The organism is Silanimonas sp. (genome assembly GCF_027530345.1).
GTDB lineage: Bacteria > Pseudomonadota > Gammaproteobacteria > Xanthomonadales > Xanthomonadaceae > Silanimonas.
The window spans coordinates 44,470-58,705 of record NZ_JAPZQK010000013.1 but is presented as its reverse complement, the minus strand read 5'-3'; the positions used below and the strand labels follow the sequence as shown (position 1 = coordinate 58,705).

The following is a 14,236-nucleotide window of genomic DNA, read 5'->3' as shown; positions in this document are numbered from 1 at the left end:
GGGGCAGTGAGTCCGCCGTTCGAGGCCTTGCTGACGGCATGGCCGCGGCTGTTGCTGGTGGCCGCCGTCGCCTTCGTGGTGGCCGAGGCTTGGCGTCGGCTGGCCCTTCGGCGGGGCGTGCTCGATGTTCCCGGGCATCGCAGCAGCCATGCCGTCGCCACGCCGCGGGGCGCGGGCATCGGTATCGCGACCGCCTTCGCCTTGGCCGTGGTGCTCTGGGCGCCCCTCGGGGCGGCGCGCGATGCGGTGTTGCTCGGCGGCTTGATGGCGGCGGCGGTGGGGCTGGTCGACGACCTTCGCCCGCTGCGAGCGTCGTGGAAGTTCGCCGGCCAGACCCTCGCGGCGCTTCCCGTCGCGATGGCGCTGCCACTGGCTCCGGACGGGCTGCCCGTCATCCTGCCGTCCGTCGTCGCGACGGCCGCGGGCGTGGCCGTCGTGCTGCTGTTCGTCAACGCCTGGAACTTCATGGACGGCATCGACGGCATTGCCGCATGGGCCGCCGTGGCGGTTTGCACCAGCGTCCTCGCGGTCGCGACTGGCACCGGTGCGGCGCTCGTCGCCACCGTCGCGATGGGCCTGCTCGCCGCCTGCCTCGGCTTCCTGCCGCTGAATTTCCCGAAGGCTCGGGCCTTCATGGGGGACTGTGGCAGCCATGCTCTCGGCTTCGGTCTGGCGGTGCTGGTGCTGGCCTCGCCCCGCTTGGAAATCGCTGGGGTGGCGCTGGTGGCGAGTGCGGCCTTCCTCGTGGATGTGCTAGGTACCCTCGTGCTGCGCGCCCGCGATGGTGAACGATTGGCGTCCGCCCACCGCCGGCACCTCTATCAGCTCGTCACGCGCAGCGGTTACAGTCACGCCCGCGTGACGGTGGCGTACGCGGCATGGATGCTGGCGAGCGGGGTAGGGATGGTCATGGCACAGCAGGCAGGACTCGAAGCCATCGCCGCAGCGCTGGTTTTCTTCGCCACGGTTTCCGCGTGGTGGTGGCTGCAACGACACTTCACATCGCATCTCAAGGAGCGTGGCCAGTGGTGAGTTCCCCCCGTCCACCCCGCTTCCCGATCAGCCGCGTCCTCGTGGTGCTGCACGACGTGCTCATGGTCGTGCTGGCGTGGCAGGCGCTGATCGCCCTGCGTTACGCATCCATCGGCTCCAGCGTGCCGATGCACGGGTTCCTCGTGGAGACCGCCATCGTGGTCGCCGTGCAGCTGACGGTGTTCTGGCGCATGGGGCTGTATCGGGGGCTGTGGCGGTTCGCCAGCCTGCCGGACCTCAAGAACATCCTTTTCAGCACCATGCTCGGTGGCCTGCTCGTCGCCATCCTGCTGTTCCTGTTCCGGGATCGTGCGGAAGGCGTGCCACGCGTGGCGCTGGTGCTCTACCCGGTGGCCTTGGCGGTCCTTTTGGGGGCGCCGAGGTTGCTCTATCGCGCGTGGAAGGACGGGCAGGCGCTGCGCGCCGCGGCGGGACAGCGCGAACGCCTGCTGATCCTCGGTGCCGGCCCGACGGCGGAAAGCCTCGCACGCGACCTCCAGCGCAGCGATCGCTACCAGGTGGTCGGCTTCCTCGCCGACGATGGCAGCATCCAGGGCGCCAAGATCTACGGTTTGCCGGTGCTGGGCCGCATCAAGGACCTCGCGCATATCGCCGAGGAAGCGGCGGTCACGCACGTCGCGATCGCCCTGCCGGGTGACCAGAGCGAGCAGCTGGGCCGCATCGCGGCGCAGTGCGAGCGACTGAAGCTGCGCTTCAGTCGCATGCCCGCCCCGGAGGAAGTGCTGCAGGACCAGTGGATGCACGGCGCCCTGAAGGATGTCGCCATCGAGGACCTGCTCGGGCGTGATCCGGTGCTGCCGGACTGGGACGCGATCCGCGAAACCCTCGCTGGTCGCTCGGTGCTGATCACCGGCGCGGGCGGGTCGATCGGTTCGGAGCTCGCGCGCCAATGCGCCAATGTCGGCGTCGGCCAACTGGTTCTGGTGGAACGCTCCGAGCTGGCGCTCCATGAGCTGCAGTTCGACCTGCGTGCCCGCTTCCCCCGGCTGCAGGCGGAGTACGTGCTCGGCGACTGCGGCGACGAGGCGCTGATGCGCCGACTCGTCGAGCTGTGGCGTCCCGATGAGTTGTTCCATGCCGCCGCCTACAAGCACGTGCCGCTGCTTGAAGCGCAGCCGCGCGAGGCGGTGCGCAACAACTTGTTCGCGACCGAAGTGGTAGCGAGGACGGCCGTCGCCGGTGCGGTGAAGACCCTCGTGCTCATCTCGACCGACAAGGCCGTCAACGCCATCAACATGCTGGGAGCCAGCAAGCGCCTCGCGGAGCTGGCCTGCCTCGCGCGCTGCGAAGGCTCCTCGACGCGGCTGGTCACCGTTCGCTTCGGCAACGTGCTCGATTCGGCAGGCAGCGTCGTGCCGCTGTTCCGCGAGCAGATCCGTCGCGGCGGACCGGTGACGGTCACGCACCCGGACGTCACTCGCTATTTCATGACGATTCCCGAGGCTTGCCAGCTGATCCTGCAGGCCACGACCCTGCGCGAGGCCTCGGGCATCTTCACCCTCGATATGGGCCGTCCGGTGCTGATCCGCGTGCTTGCCGAACAGATGATCCGGCTGGCCGGCTTCGCGCCGTACCGCGACATCGACATCAGCTACTCCGGCCTGCGGCCCGGCGAAAAACTCCACGAGGAGTTGTTCCACGCCGACGAGAGTTACTCGCAGACCGTGCATCCGAAGATTTTCCTGGCCGAACCACGGCCCGTCGACCTCGCCGAGGTGGACGCTACCCTGAAGGCGCTGCGCCAAGCCGTGCAGCGCGACGACGACAGTGAGATCCGACGCGTGATTGCCGAAGCCATCCCCGAATTCGCCGCCACGGCCGCGAGCCGCATCACCGGGCCGTTCCGCCCGCAGGTCATCCGCGGCGGCCGCACGCCATGAGTGCGCGCGTCCGTTGTGCGGTCTTCCCCGTCGCCGGCCTCGGCACGCGCTTCCTTCCCGCCACCAAGACGGTGCCGAAGGAGATGCTCCCGGTCGTCGATCGGCCGCTGATCCAATATGCCGTCGACGAGGCCATCGAAGCCGGCTGCGACACGCTCGTCTTCGTGACGAACCGCTACAAGCACTCCGTCGCTGACTACTTCGACAAGGCCTACGAGCTCGAGCAGAAGCTCGAGCGCGCGGGGAAGTCCGAACTGCTCGCGTCGATCCGCGACGTGTTGCCGCGCCATGTTCGGGCGGTGTTCGTGACCCAGGCGGAAGCCCTTGGCCTCGGCCATGCGGTGCTCTGTGCCCGACCGGTGGTCGGCGACCAGCCGTTCGCGGTGTTGCTGCCGGACGACCTGATCTGGAGCCGGGGTGCCGGCGCGACCCGCCAACTCGTCGAACTGGCGACGCAGCAGAAGGCGAGCGTGATCGCGGTGCAGGACGTCCCGATCGAACAGACGCGCAGCTACGGTATCGTCGCGACGCGTGATTTCACCGGGCGCCACGGCGAAATCAGCGCCATCGTCGAGAAGCCGCGCCCCGAGGAGTCGCCCAGCACCCTCGCCGTGGTGGGGCGCTACGTGCTCCAGCCGGAAATCTTCGAACTGCTGGAGTCGACCAAACCGGGCGCTGGCGGGGAAATCCAGCTCACCGACGGCATCGCGGCCCTGCTCAAGGCGCACAAGACGCTGGCCTATCGTTTCGAAGGCCGTCGCTTCGACTGCGGAAGCCGCATCGGCCTGATCGAAGCGACCCTGCAGTACGCGCTCGAAGACGACGACCTCCGCGATGCGGCGAAGGCGCTGATGCGTCAGGCCTTGGCCAAGGGCTGACGGCGCGACTCAGCCGAGAGCGGCGGCCAGCGCCGCGATGGCCGCGGCGCCGGACACCACGGCCCCGGCGTGCAGACGCGTCGTGTACCGCTGGATCTCGAGGTCCCCGATGGCGCGTGGAGCCGGCCATCGGCCCGAGGGCGGCCATTGGCGCGTCTCGCGCGTGCGTCTTGCGATCCACGCCAGCAGCGCCGCCAGCAAGGCCGCGATCATGGCGGCGAGGGCTTGGAGCATCGCCACGAAGTCCGCCATCGCCTCGAGGGACGCTTCGGGGCTCAAGCGCCCCGCCACCACGCGGTCCTCGAACACCCATCGCAGGCCCCACATCAGGCCGACCACGACGCAGGCGCCGGCGAGTACGACGAGGATCACGCGGGTGCGGTCCGGTGGGCTTGATGGCGACATCGTCGGCGGGAAAGATGCAGGGGAGTCCTGATGCTATCGCCTCCCGCGCCACCCGCCCATGCTTGAACGCACCGCCACCGACTACTACCGCGCGACCACCGGGCCCGGCTTGGAGGCCGCGCCGCTCCGCGGCGCCACGGAAGCGCGCGTCTGCATCATCGGCGGCGGATACGCTGGACTGAACACCGCGCTCGGGTTGGTGGAGCGCGGCGTCACCGACGTCGTCGTGCTCGAAGCCGAAACGGTCGGTTACGGCGCCTCCGGGCGCAACGGTGGTTTCGTCTTCGCCGGCTATTCGCGCGGCGAGGCCGACCTGCTCGCTGATCTCGGCCGGGAGGCGGCACGGGCGGCGTACCGTCGGACCCAGGATGCCGTCGCCCTCGTACGTTCCCGCACCGAGCGTTACGCCATCGACTGCGACCGGATCGACGGTGGCGTGCTTTGGGCGAACTGGTTCCGCGACGGCGACGTGCTGGAGCGCCGTCGCCACTTGCTGGAGACGCACTTCGACACGCATTGGCAGCCGGTGGACCGCGCGCGCCTGCGGCGACAGGTGAAGAGCGAGCGCTACAGTGCGGCCCTGTTCGAACCGCAGGCCTTCCACTTCCACCCGTTGAAGTACGCGCGCGGCCTGGCTGGCACGCTTCGCCACCTTGGGGCGACGGTTCACGACGGCAGCCCGGCGACCGCGCTTCGACCCAAGGGCAGCGGTTGGCGCGTCGAGACACCGGGTGGCTCGGTGGACGCTGAGCACGTCGTTCTGGCCTGTGGCGGCTACCTCGCTGGGCTGGTGCCCAAGGTCGATGCCTCGGTCTTGCCCATCGCCACCTACGTGATCGTGACCGAACCCTTGGGGCCGCGTGCCGCGGAAGTGCTCGAGACGCAGGCCGCCGTCTACGACACGCGATTCGCTTTCGACTACTACCGTCTGCTGCCGGACACGCGACTGCTCTGGGGGGGACGGATCTCGGTCCGGGATCGCGACGCGTCGGATGTCGAGCGCCTGTTGCGTCGCGACGTGCTGCGCGTCTTCCCGCAGCTCGACGGTGTGCGCGTCGACCATGCCTGGTCGGGATTGATGAGCTACGCCCGCCATGAGATGCCGCAGATCGGGCGATTGGACGAGGGCCTCTGGCATGCGCAGGCCTTCGGCGGCCACGGCGTGGCGCCGACCACGGTCGCGGGCGAGGTGCTGGCGGCCGCCATCGCAGAGGGTGATCCGACGTGGCAGGCCTACGCGCCCTACGGCCTCGCCTCCGCGATGAAGCCTTGGGGCTTTGCCGGCGCACAGGCCACCTACTGGTGGCTGCAGGCCAAGGACGCGTGGAAGGATTGGCGCGAGGGCGGGGCAGGGCGCCCCTGAACGAGAAAGGCCCGGCGATGCCGGGCCTTTCCGTTTCCGACCGAGCCGGCGTGACCGCCGGCCGATCGTCAAAGCGCTTCGAAGATGCCCGCAGCGCCCATGCCGGTGCCGATGCACATCGTCACCATGCCGTACTTCTGCTTGCGGCGACGCAGACCGTGGACGATCGTCGCGGTGCGGATCGCACCGGTCGCGCCCAGGGGGTGGCCCAGCGCGATCGCACCGCCCAGCGGGTTGATCTTCGACGGGTCGAGGCCGCAAGTGCGGGTGACGGCCAGCGCCTGCGCGGCGAAGGCTTCGTTGAGCTCGATCCAGTCGAGCTGGTCCTGCGTGAGGCCGGCCTGCTTCAGCGCCTTCGGGATCGCCTCGATCGGGCCGATGCCCATCACTTCCGGGCGCACGCCGGCGACCGAGAAGCTGACGAAGCGGGCGAGCGGGGTCAGGCCGTACTGCTTGATCGCCTTCTCGGAGGCCAGCAGCACCGCACCGGCGCCGTCGCTCATCTGCGAGCTGTTGCCCGCCGTCACCGAGCCGCCCATGCGGAACACCGGCTTCAGCTTGGCGAGGCCTTCGACCGAGGTGTCGGCACGCGGGCCTTCGTCGGTGTCGATGGACTTCTCGACCAGCTTCACCGTGTTGCCGCCCAGCACCGGCACGCGGGTGCGCACGGCGTAGGGCGAGATCTCGGCCTTGAACTCACCCGCGGCGATGGCGGCCAGTGCGCGACGGTGCGATTCGGCGGCGAAGGCGTCCTGGTCGTCGCGGCTGACCTTCCACTCCTCGGCGACCTTCTCGGCGGTGATGCCCATGCCATAGGCGATGGCGACGTGCTCGTTGTCGAACACGCTCGGGGCCATGGCCACCTTGTTGCCCATCATCGGAACCATGCTCATGGATTCCGTACCGCCGGCCAACATCAGGTCGGCGTTGCCGAGGCGGATCTGGTCGGCCGCCAGCGCCACGGCCTGCAGGCCGGAGGAGCAGAAGCGGTTGATGGTCTGCGCCGCGATGGTGTTCGGCAGGCCGGCCAGCAGCACGCCGATGCGCGCCACGTTCATGCCCTGCTCGCCCTCCGGCATGGCGCAACCGATGATCGCGTCGTCGATCTGCGAGAGGTCGATGCCCGGGGCCTGCGCCACGACGCTCTTCAGCACGTGCGCGAGCATGTCGTCGGGACGGGTGTTGCGGAAGTAGCCGCGCGGGGCCTTGCCGACCGGGGTGCGGGTGGCGGCGACGATGTAGGCGTCTTGAACTTGCTTGCTCATGGGATTGTCCTCGTCGTCCGTCAGTTACGCAGCGGCTTGCCGGTCTTCAGCATGTGCGCGATGCGCTCCTGCGTCTTCGGCATCTGGGCGAGCGCGACGAAGTGCTCGCGCTCGAGGCGGATCAGCCAGTCCTCGTCCACGGTCGCGCCGCGGTCGATCTCGCCACCGGAGAGAACGGTGGCGATGCGCGTGGCGATCTCCATGTCGTGCGGGCTGATCATCCGGCCCTCGAGCATGTTCACCAGCATCATCTTGAACGTGGCGATGCCGACGTCGCCGGCGGCGGTGATCGTGCGGTTCGGCAGCGGCGGGCGGTAGCCGGCCTCGGCCATGCCCAGCGCGGTCTGGCGTGCCACGTGCAGCAGCTCGTGCTCGTGGAAGACGACGAGGTCGTTTTCGCGCAGCAGGCCGAGTTCCTTGGCTTCGAAGGCCGAGGCCGAGACCTTGCCCATCGCGACGGCTTCGAACAGCGGCTTCAGCTCGGCGAACACGTCGCCGTTCTTCGCCTTGGCCGAAGCGCGGCCGGCGAACTCCTTCAGGCCGCCACCTGCGGGGAGCAGGCCGACGCCCGCTTCGACGAGGCCGATGTAGCTCTCGAGGTGGGCCACGGTGCGGGCCGAATGCATCTGGAACTCGCAGCCGCCGCCAAGGGCGAGGCCACGGACGGCCGCGACCACCGGCACCAGCGAGTACTTGATGCGCTGGCTGGCCGCCTGGAAGGTGGCGACCATCGCATTGAACTCGTCCAGCTTGCCCGCCTGCAGGGCGCCGAGAGCGCCAGCGAGGTCGGCACCGGCCGAGAACGGGCCCTTGGGCTGCCAGATCACCATGCCGCGGAAGTCCTTCTCGGCGATGTCGATCGCCTGCAGGACGCCAGCCAGCACGCCGTCGCCGACGGTGTTCATCTTGCTCTTGAAGCTCAGCACCGCGATGCCGTCGCCGTCGGTCCACAGGCGAACCGCGTCGGTCTCGAACACCGTCGTGCCCGGGTTGGCCGAGGCCTCGCCGATGACGGTTTCCGGGAAGCGCTGGCGGCCGTAGACGGCCAGCGAGGAGCGGGGCAGGGCGGCGTTGCGCGCCGGGTTGAAGCTGCCGTCCTTGCCGTGCACGCCGGCGCGGCCGTCGGTCACCCACGCGGGCAGTGGGGCGGTCCCCATGGTCTTGCCGGCGGCGATGTCCTCGGCGATCCACGCGGCGACCTGCTGCCAGCCGGCGGCCTGCCAGGTCTCGAACGGGCCGAGGTTCCAGCCGTAGCCCCAGCGCATGGCGAAGTCGACGTCACGGGCGGTGTCGGCGATCGAGTACAGGTGGAAGGCGGCGTAGTGGAACAGGTCGCGGAAGATCGACCACAGGAACTGCGCCTGCGGGTGCGAGTGCGCGCGCAGCTTGGCGAACTTCTCCGCCGGATTCTTGATCTTCAGGATCTCGACCACTTCAGGATTCGCTTCCGCGCCACTGGGGCGGAAATCCTGCTTGGCCAGATCGAGCACGAGGATGTCCTTGCCCTTCTTGGTGTAGAAGCCCGCGCCGGTCTTTTGGCCCAGGGCCCCCTTGGCGATCAGGGCCTGCAGCCAGGCCGGCGCGTTGAAGTACGCGTGCCACGGATCGTCCGACAGGGTGTCGCGCATGGTCTTGATGACGTGCGCCATGGTGTCGAGGCCGACCACGTCGCAGGTGCGGTAGGTCGCCGACTTCGGGCGGCCGATCAGCGGGCCGGTGACGGCGTCGACTTCATCGAAGCCGAGGCCGAGGCGCTCGGTGTGGTGCATGCCGGCGAGGATCGAGAACACGCCGATGCGGTTGCCGATGAAGTTCGGCGTGTCCTTGGCGTAGACGACGCCCTTGCCGAGCGTGGTCGTGAGGAAGGTCTCGAGGCCTTCCAGCACGCCGGCCTCGGTGCCCTTGCACGGGATCAGTTCGGCGAGATGCATGTAGCGCGGCGGGTTGAAGAAGTGCACGCCGCAGAAGCGCGGGCGAACCGCCGCCGGCATCGCGTCGGCGAGGCCGTTGATCGACAGGCCCGAGGTGTTCGACGCGACGATGGCATGCGGCGCCACGTGCGGAGCGATCTTCTCGTAAAGGTCTTTCTTCCACTCCATCTTCTCGGCGATCGCCTCGATGATGAGGTCGCAGTCGGCGAGGAGCGCGAGGTGCTGCTCGTAGTTCGCCGGGATGATCGCGGCGGCCTTTCCCTTGGCGGCCAGCGGGGCCGGGGAGAGCTTGCCGAGGTTGGCGATGGCCTTCTGGACGATGCCGTTCTTGTCGCCTTCCTTGGCCGGAAGGTCGAAGAGCAGCGTGTCGACGTCGGCGTTGACGAGGTGGGCGGCGATCTGCGCGCCCATCACGCCGGCGCCGAGCACCGCCACTTTGCGGATACGAAGCTGGGACATGAGGAACTCCGGTGGGGAGGAGAACGGGAAAATCGGGTGGAACGCTGGAGCGTACGCCGCCGTACGTTAAAGATACGCCGCCGTATGGTCAACCCGGGGCCGGGTGGCCCGGTCGGGCCTCAGCCGGCCCGGAGACCGGCGGCGGCGAACCGCACCAGCTGTTGGGCGGCCTTTTCGCAGTGCTGCTTTTCGCTGGTGCCGGCGGGGCGCTTGATCAGGCCGAAATCCGCCATGGCATAGGTCAGGGCGCCGGCAACGAAGTCGAGGCGCCAGTAGAGATCTTCTTTGGGGAGCCCCGGCACGCACTCGGCGATCGCCTTGGCGAACTCGCGGAGCACGTGGCCGTAGTTGTCCGAGAGGAACTTGCGCAGGCCGTCGTTCTTCTCGGCGAAGGCGCGGGCCAGGACGCGCACGAAGGCCGCGCCGCCGTGCTGGCGATCCAGCGTGAGCGCCAGCGGCGGCTCGATGAAGGCGCGGAGCACGGCCTCGAGGTTGCCCGGGTGGGCCTGGCGGGCCTCGACGAGGTGCTTCAGCCGCTTTTCGCTCATGTCGTCCATCCGGCGGCGGAAGACCTCGTTGACGAGGTTCTCCTTCGAGCCGAAGTGGTAGTTGACGGCGGCGATGTTCACGTCGGCGCGGCTGGTGACCTGGCGGAGCGAGGTCCCGGAGAAGCCGTGGATGGCAAACAGCTCCTCGGCGGCGCCGAGGATGCGTTCCTTGGTGTTGAAGTGGGTGGTGCTCATGCGGGCCTCGTTTCAAACGCTCGTTCGATGCTCCGGCCGCGCAAGGGCGGCTGTCAAGTGCTTGATTGAATCAAGCGGACGATCGCGAGCCTTCCTGAGGCGGGTGGCGCCGGGCGCGGCCCGGTTCCGGGCGTCTTCACACCCTCAGTCCGGACTGCGGAATGTGCCGTAACCCGCTGTCTTTTTTGACATTCGCTGCCTATACTCTGCGCCTTAGCTGTTTTCCTATTGACAAAGGTTTGCAACCATGGCCGTAGAGCGCACCATTTCCATCATCAAGCCCGACGCCGTCGCGAAGAACGTGATCGGCCAGATCTACGCGCGTTTCGAGAACGCCGGCCTGAAGATCGTCGCGGCAAAGATGAAGCACCTTTCGCGCAAGGAGGCCGAAGGCTTCTATGCGGTGCACAAGGAGCGCCCGTTCTTCAACGCGCTGGTCGAGTTCATGATCTCGGGCCCGGTGATGATCCAGGTTCTCGAAGGCGAGAACGCTGTGCTCAAGAACCGTGATCTGATGGGCGCCACCAACCCGAAGGACGCCGCGCCGGGCACGATCCGCGCCGATTTCGCGCAGTCGATCGACGCGAACGCCGTCCACGGTTCGGACAGCCTCGAGAACGCCGCGATCGAAACCGCGTACTTCTTCAGCGCCACCGAGCTCTGCGCGCGCTGAAGCACCGATGGGCACGGTTGACGCTCCTGCCGTAGTGCTTCCGCCGGTTCCTCCGGCGTCGGTGGCGCGCGTCAATCTGCTCGACCTCGACCGCGTGGCCGCGGAGGACTTCTTCGAGCGCGAGCTCGGGGAAAAGCGCTTCCGCGCCCACCAGGTGATGAAGTGGATCTACCACCGCCATGTCACCGACTTCGGTGGCATGACGGATCTCGGCAAGGCGCTGCGCACGAAGCTGGAAGACCGCTGCGAGGCCCGCCCGCCGAAGGTGATGTTCGACAAGCCCTCCACCGACGGCACGCACAAGTGGCTGCTCGGCATGGATGCGGGAAATGCCGTCGAGACCGTCCTGATCCCGGACAAGAACCGCGGCACGCTCTGCGTGTCGAGCCAGGTCGGTTGCGGACTGAACTGCCAGTTCTGCTCAACCGCGACACAGGGCTTCAACCGCAACCTGACCGCCGCCGAGATCATCGGCCAGGTGTTCGTCGCGGCGCGCCACCTGGGCAATGTCCCGCACAAGGACCGCAAGCTCACCAACGTCGTGATGATGGGCATGGGCGAGCCCTTGCTCAACTTCGAGAACGTCGTGACGGCTATGAGCCTCATGCGCGACGACCTCGGCTTCGGCTTGGCCAGCAAGCGCGTGACCTTGAGCACCGCCGGCATGGTGCCGATGATCGACCAGCTGGCGACGCGCTGCGACGTAGCCTTGGCGGTGTCGCTGCACGCGGCCAACGACGAACTGCGCACCCAGCTCGTCCCGCTGAACAAGAAGTACCCGATCGCCGAGCTGATGGCCGCCTGCCTGCGCTATGTGCGATCCACCAAGATCGATTCGATCACCTTCGAGTACACGCTCATGAAGGGCGTGAACGACCAGCCCGAGCATGCCCGCGAGCTCGCGGCGTTGATGCGCCAGTTCTGCCGTCAGGCGCAGGACGGCCATGCCGCGAAGGTGAACCTGATTCCGTTCAATCCGTTCCCCGGCACGCGCTTCGAGCGCAGCGGCGAAACGGAGATCCGTGCCTTCCAGAAGAAACTGCTCGATGCCGGCATCCTGACGATGGTGCGCCGCACCCGCGGCGACGACATCGATGCCGCCTGCGGCCAGCTGAAGGGGCAGGTGATGGACAAGACGCGCCGACAGGCCGAATTCCGCCGCAAGCTCGAGGGCAGCGCGGATGCGGCGGCCTGATCGCCTCCTCTCGCTGGTCCTCTCCGCCCTCGTCCTCGCGGGCTGCGCTTCCGCGCCCGCGCCGCGATCCGGTGGGGCGGAGTCCGTTCGCCACACCTCGCCGATCGCCCAGAGCTCGATCAATGCCGCGCAAGCCTTGCTGGAGCGCGGCGATGCCGCTGGCGCGCTGGTCGAGGCCGAGCTGGCCGTGAAGTCGGATTCGCGCAGCGCCCAGGCGAGGGTGATGCGCGGTACCGCCCTCGAGGCGCTCGGGCGGGGCCTCGAGGCGGGCGAAGACTACAAACAGGCAATTCGAATGTCGCCGGGCAGTGGGCCCGTGCTCAACGCCTATGGCGCCTGGCTGTGCCGGGCCGGGCGGACCGACGAGGCCCTCAAGGCGTTCAGTGATGCGGTCGCCGACGAGGCCTACCGGCAGCCCACGCAAGCCTTGGCCAACGCGGGCAGTTGTGCCTCCGAAGCCGGGCGCGACGAACAGGCCGAGTTCAATTTCCGGGCCGCGCTCACGTTGGCACCCCAGCAGGCGCAGGCGCTTTCGGGCATGGCGCGGCTCGAACATCGCCGTGGCGATGCCCTGAAAGCGCGGGCCTTCCTCCAGCGCCGCGAGGCCGTGGCGCCGCTCACGGCGCCGGAGTTGGCCCTGGCCATCGAGATCGAAACCGCCGCGGGCGATGCCCGCGCGGCAGAGCGTTACCGCAACCAGTTGGCGACCCTTGCTGCCGAGGTCGAAGCCAGCTCGCCCCCTTCCGACACGGGTAGTTCGAAACAGTGAGCACTTCGGACCAGAACCACGGTATCGCCGCGCGCCTCAAGGCCGCGCGCCTCCAGCAAGGCCTCGAGATCGAAGCGCTGGCGCGTGAACTCAAGAATCCCCGCGCGGTGCTCGAGGGCATCGAGCGCGGCGACTGGGCGCGTCTTGGCGCACCGGTGTTCGCCCGTCATCTCGTCGGCCGCTATGCCAGCCGCCTGGGCGTGAGTGTTGATCTCGACGAGGTCGTCCAGCGCGTCGAGGCTCCGGTTCTCCGTCCGCAGGTGTCCGTGTCCCGCATGGGCCGCATCGCCGACGTGTCGATGCGCAACGCGGCCTACGTCGGCGGCAGCCTGCTCGTCCTGCCTCTCGTTTACCTCGCACTGTCGCGGACCGCCTCCGGTCCGGCCGAGTACCGCCCTCTCGATCCGGTCCCCACCGAGATCGTTGCGCCGGCCGCGAGGGCGGAGGTGCCGTCTCCCGCCATTGCAGCGCCGTCCACGACGGCCGAATCGGCCCTGGCCGATGACGGCGACGCCGTCGTTCCGGTCGTTCCCCCCGGCACCGAGGCGGTCGCTACTTTGGCGCCGACCGACCTGCCCGTCGAATCCCCGTCCGCGTCGCCCGGCCCGACCCCGGTGTCCGCCAGCCTCGCCGGCGTGCTGCCTTCGGCGCCGCAGCTCGAGTTGCGCTTCACTGGTGACAGCTGGATCGAGGTCTTCGGGCGCGACGGCGGCGTGGTCGAGCGTGCGCTCGCCCGTGACGGGGAGGCGCGCCGATTTGCCGCCGCCGACATCGGCCGCGTCACCATCGGCAATGTCGAGGCGACGGAAGTCGTGCTGAATGGCTCGCGCGTGAACCTCGACACGGTGCGCGCCGCGAACGTCGCCCGCTTTGCGCTATCCTCCGACGGCTCGATCGAGGCCGTCGCGCGTTGAAGCCGCGGGGGCCTCGCCCCATCCCCTGACAAGCCGCGGTTGCCGCGGTGACGGCTCATGTCCAACGACCAGATCGACGAATACGAACAGGGCGAACGCGTCCGCAAATGGCTTCGTGACAACGGCGGCTCCGTGCTGGGCGGCATCGCGATCGGCCTCGCCGCCATCGTCGGCTTCCAGACCTGGCAGGGCCGGCAGGATGCGCAGAAGCTCGAGGCCGCCAAGCAGTTCGAAAGCTTCCTCACCGCGCAGGAAGCCGGCGAAGCCGAACAGGCGGCCGGCCTTGCCGCATCGCTGACGGCCAACTACGCCGAGACGCCGTATCCCGCGCTCGCCGCACTGCGTCGCAGCGCCGCCCTCGTCAACGAGGACAAGGCCGAGGACGCGCTGAAGGCGCTCGAAGGCGCACTGCCGACCACGCGCGACGAAACGCTGCGCCAATTGCTCCTCCTGCGCGCCGCTCGCGCCGAACTGGTGCTCGGTCGCCATGACGCGGCGCTGGCGCGGCTCGAGGGCATCGACCTCGACGGCTACGCCGCGCTCCGCGACGAACTGCGTGGCGACGCCCTTGCCGGCCAAGGCAAGCGCGACGACGCCCGCGATGCCTACCAGAAGGCCTTGACGGGTACCGACGTCGCTTCGCCGACGCGTGTCCTCCTCGAACTCAAGCTCGCCGATACCGGCGGCTCCACTACACCGGAAGCCTGA

13 protein-coding genes are annotated in these 14,236 nt (G+C 68.6%); 9 read left to right on the top strand and 4 right to left on the bottom strand.

The window, feature by feature from the left end:
- Positions 1-6: 6 nt before the first annotated feature.
- Genes O9255_RS07735 through galU form a run of 3 tightly spaced genes read left to right on the top strand, consistent with a single transcriptional unit; the run spans position 7 to position 3,811 of the window.
- Complete coding sequence (locus tag O9255_RS07735) at positions 7-1,032, top strand: lipopolysaccharide biosynthesis protein (RefSeq protein ID WP_297866279.1); 1,026 nt, start codon at positions 7-9, stop codon at positions 1,030-1,032.
- Positions 1,029-2,933, top strand: a complete 1,905-nt coding sequence (locus O9255_RS07730) for a nucleoside-diphosphate sugar epimerase/dehydratase (RefSeq protein ID WP_297866278.1) — start codon at positions 1,029-1,031, stop codon at positions 2,931-2,933. The genes O9255_RS07735 and O9255_RS07730 overlap by 4 nt, the downstream gene beginning before the upstream one ends.
- Positions 2,930-3,811, top strand: coding sequence for a UTP--glucose-1-phosphate uridylyltransferase GalU (galU, locus tag O9255_RS07725; RefSeq protein WP_297866277.1), 882 nt, complete (start codon positions 2,930-2,932; stop codon positions 3,809-3,811). Before O9255_RS07730 ends, galU begins: the two co-directional genes overlap by 4 nt.
- A gap of 9 nt (positions 3,812-3,820) precedes the next feature.
- Here galU and O9255_RS07720 read toward each other — a convergent pair whose 3' ends face one another.
- Positions 3,821-4,183, bottom strand: coding sequence for a hypothetical protein (locus O9255_RS07720; protein WP_297866276.1), 363 nt, complete (start codon positions 4,181-4,183; stop codon positions 3,821-3,823).
- 91 nt (positions 4,184-4,274) lie between these two features.
- Here O9255_RS07720 and O9255_RS07715 point away from each other — a divergent pair, with 91 nt between their 5' ends.
- Positions 4,275-5,579 carry an FAD-binding oxidoreductase gene (locus tag O9255_RS07715; protein WP_297866275.1) on the top strand — a complete coding sequence of 435 codons (1,305 nt, stop codon included), beginning with the start codon at positions 4,275-4,277 and terminating at the stop codon, positions 5,577-5,579.
- A gap of 68 nt (positions 5,580-5,647) precedes the next feature.
- Here O9255_RS07715 and O9255_RS07710 read toward each other — a convergent pair whose 3' ends face one another.
- From O9255_RS07710 to O9255_RS07700, 3 genes are all read right to left on the bottom strand, one after another.
- Positions 5,648-6,844 carry an acetyl-CoA C-acyltransferase gene (locus tag O9255_RS07710; protein ID WP_297866274.1) on the bottom strand — a complete coding sequence of 399 codons (1,197 nt, stop codon included), beginning with the start codon at positions 6,842-6,844 and terminating at the stop codon, positions 5,648-5,650.
- Positions 6,845-6,864: 20 nt separating this feature from the next.
- The gene (locus O9255_RS07705) at positions 6,865-9,234 is read right to left on the bottom strand and encodes a 3-hydroxyacyl-CoA dehydrogenase/enoyl-CoA hydratase family protein (protein WP_297866273.1); all 2,370 of its coding nucleotides are present in this window, start codon (positions 9,232-9,234) and stop codon (positions 6,865-6,867) included.
- 119 nt (positions 9,235-9,353) lie between these two features.
- Positions 9,354-9,977, bottom strand: coding sequence for a TetR/AcrR family transcriptional regulator (locus O9255_RS07700; RefSeq protein ID WP_297866272.1), 624 nt, complete (start codon positions 9,975-9,977; stop codon positions 9,354-9,356).
- Between the two features lie 247 nt (positions 9,978-10,224).
- On the opposite strand from O9255_RS07700, the gene ndk reads away from it, so the two are divergent.
- The 5 genes from ndk to O9255_RS07675 are packed head-to-tail and all read left to right on the top strand — an operon-like array spanning position 10,225 to position 14,236.
- Positions 10,225-10,650 (top strand): nucleoside-diphosphate kinase, encoded by a 426-nt coding sequence (gene ndk, locus O9255_RS07695; RefSeq protein ID WP_297866271.1) that lies wholly within the window; start codon positions 10,225-10,227, stop codon positions 10,648-10,650.
- A 7-nt stretch (positions 10,651-10,657) separates the two neighbouring features.
- Positions 10,658-11,845, top strand: coding sequence for a 23S rRNA (adenine(2503)-C(2))-methyltransferase RlmN (rlmN, locus tag O9255_RS07690; RefSeq protein WP_297866270.1), 1,188 nt, complete (start codon positions 10,658-10,660; stop codon positions 11,843-11,845).
- On the top strand, positions 11,832-12,614 hold the full coding sequence (pilW, locus tag O9255_RS07685) for a type IV pilus biogenesis/stability protein PilW (protein WP_297866269.1): 783 nt from the start codon (positions 11,832-11,834) through the stop codon (positions 12,612-12,614). Before rlmN ends, pilW begins: the two co-directional genes overlap by 14 nt.
- Positions 12,611-13,528, top strand: a complete 918-nt coding sequence (locus O9255_RS07680; protein ID WP_297866268.1) for a RodZ domain-containing protein — start codon at positions 12,611-12,613, stop codon at positions 13,526-13,528. The genes pilW and O9255_RS07680 overlap by 4 nt, the downstream gene beginning before the upstream one ends.
- A 57-nt stretch (positions 13,529-13,585) precedes the next feature.
- Positions 13,586-14,236 carry a tetratricopeptide repeat protein gene (locus tag O9255_RS07675; protein ID WP_297866267.1) on the top strand — a complete coding sequence of 217 codons (651 nt, stop codon included), beginning with the start codon at positions 13,586-13,588 and terminating at the stop codon, positions 14,234-14,236.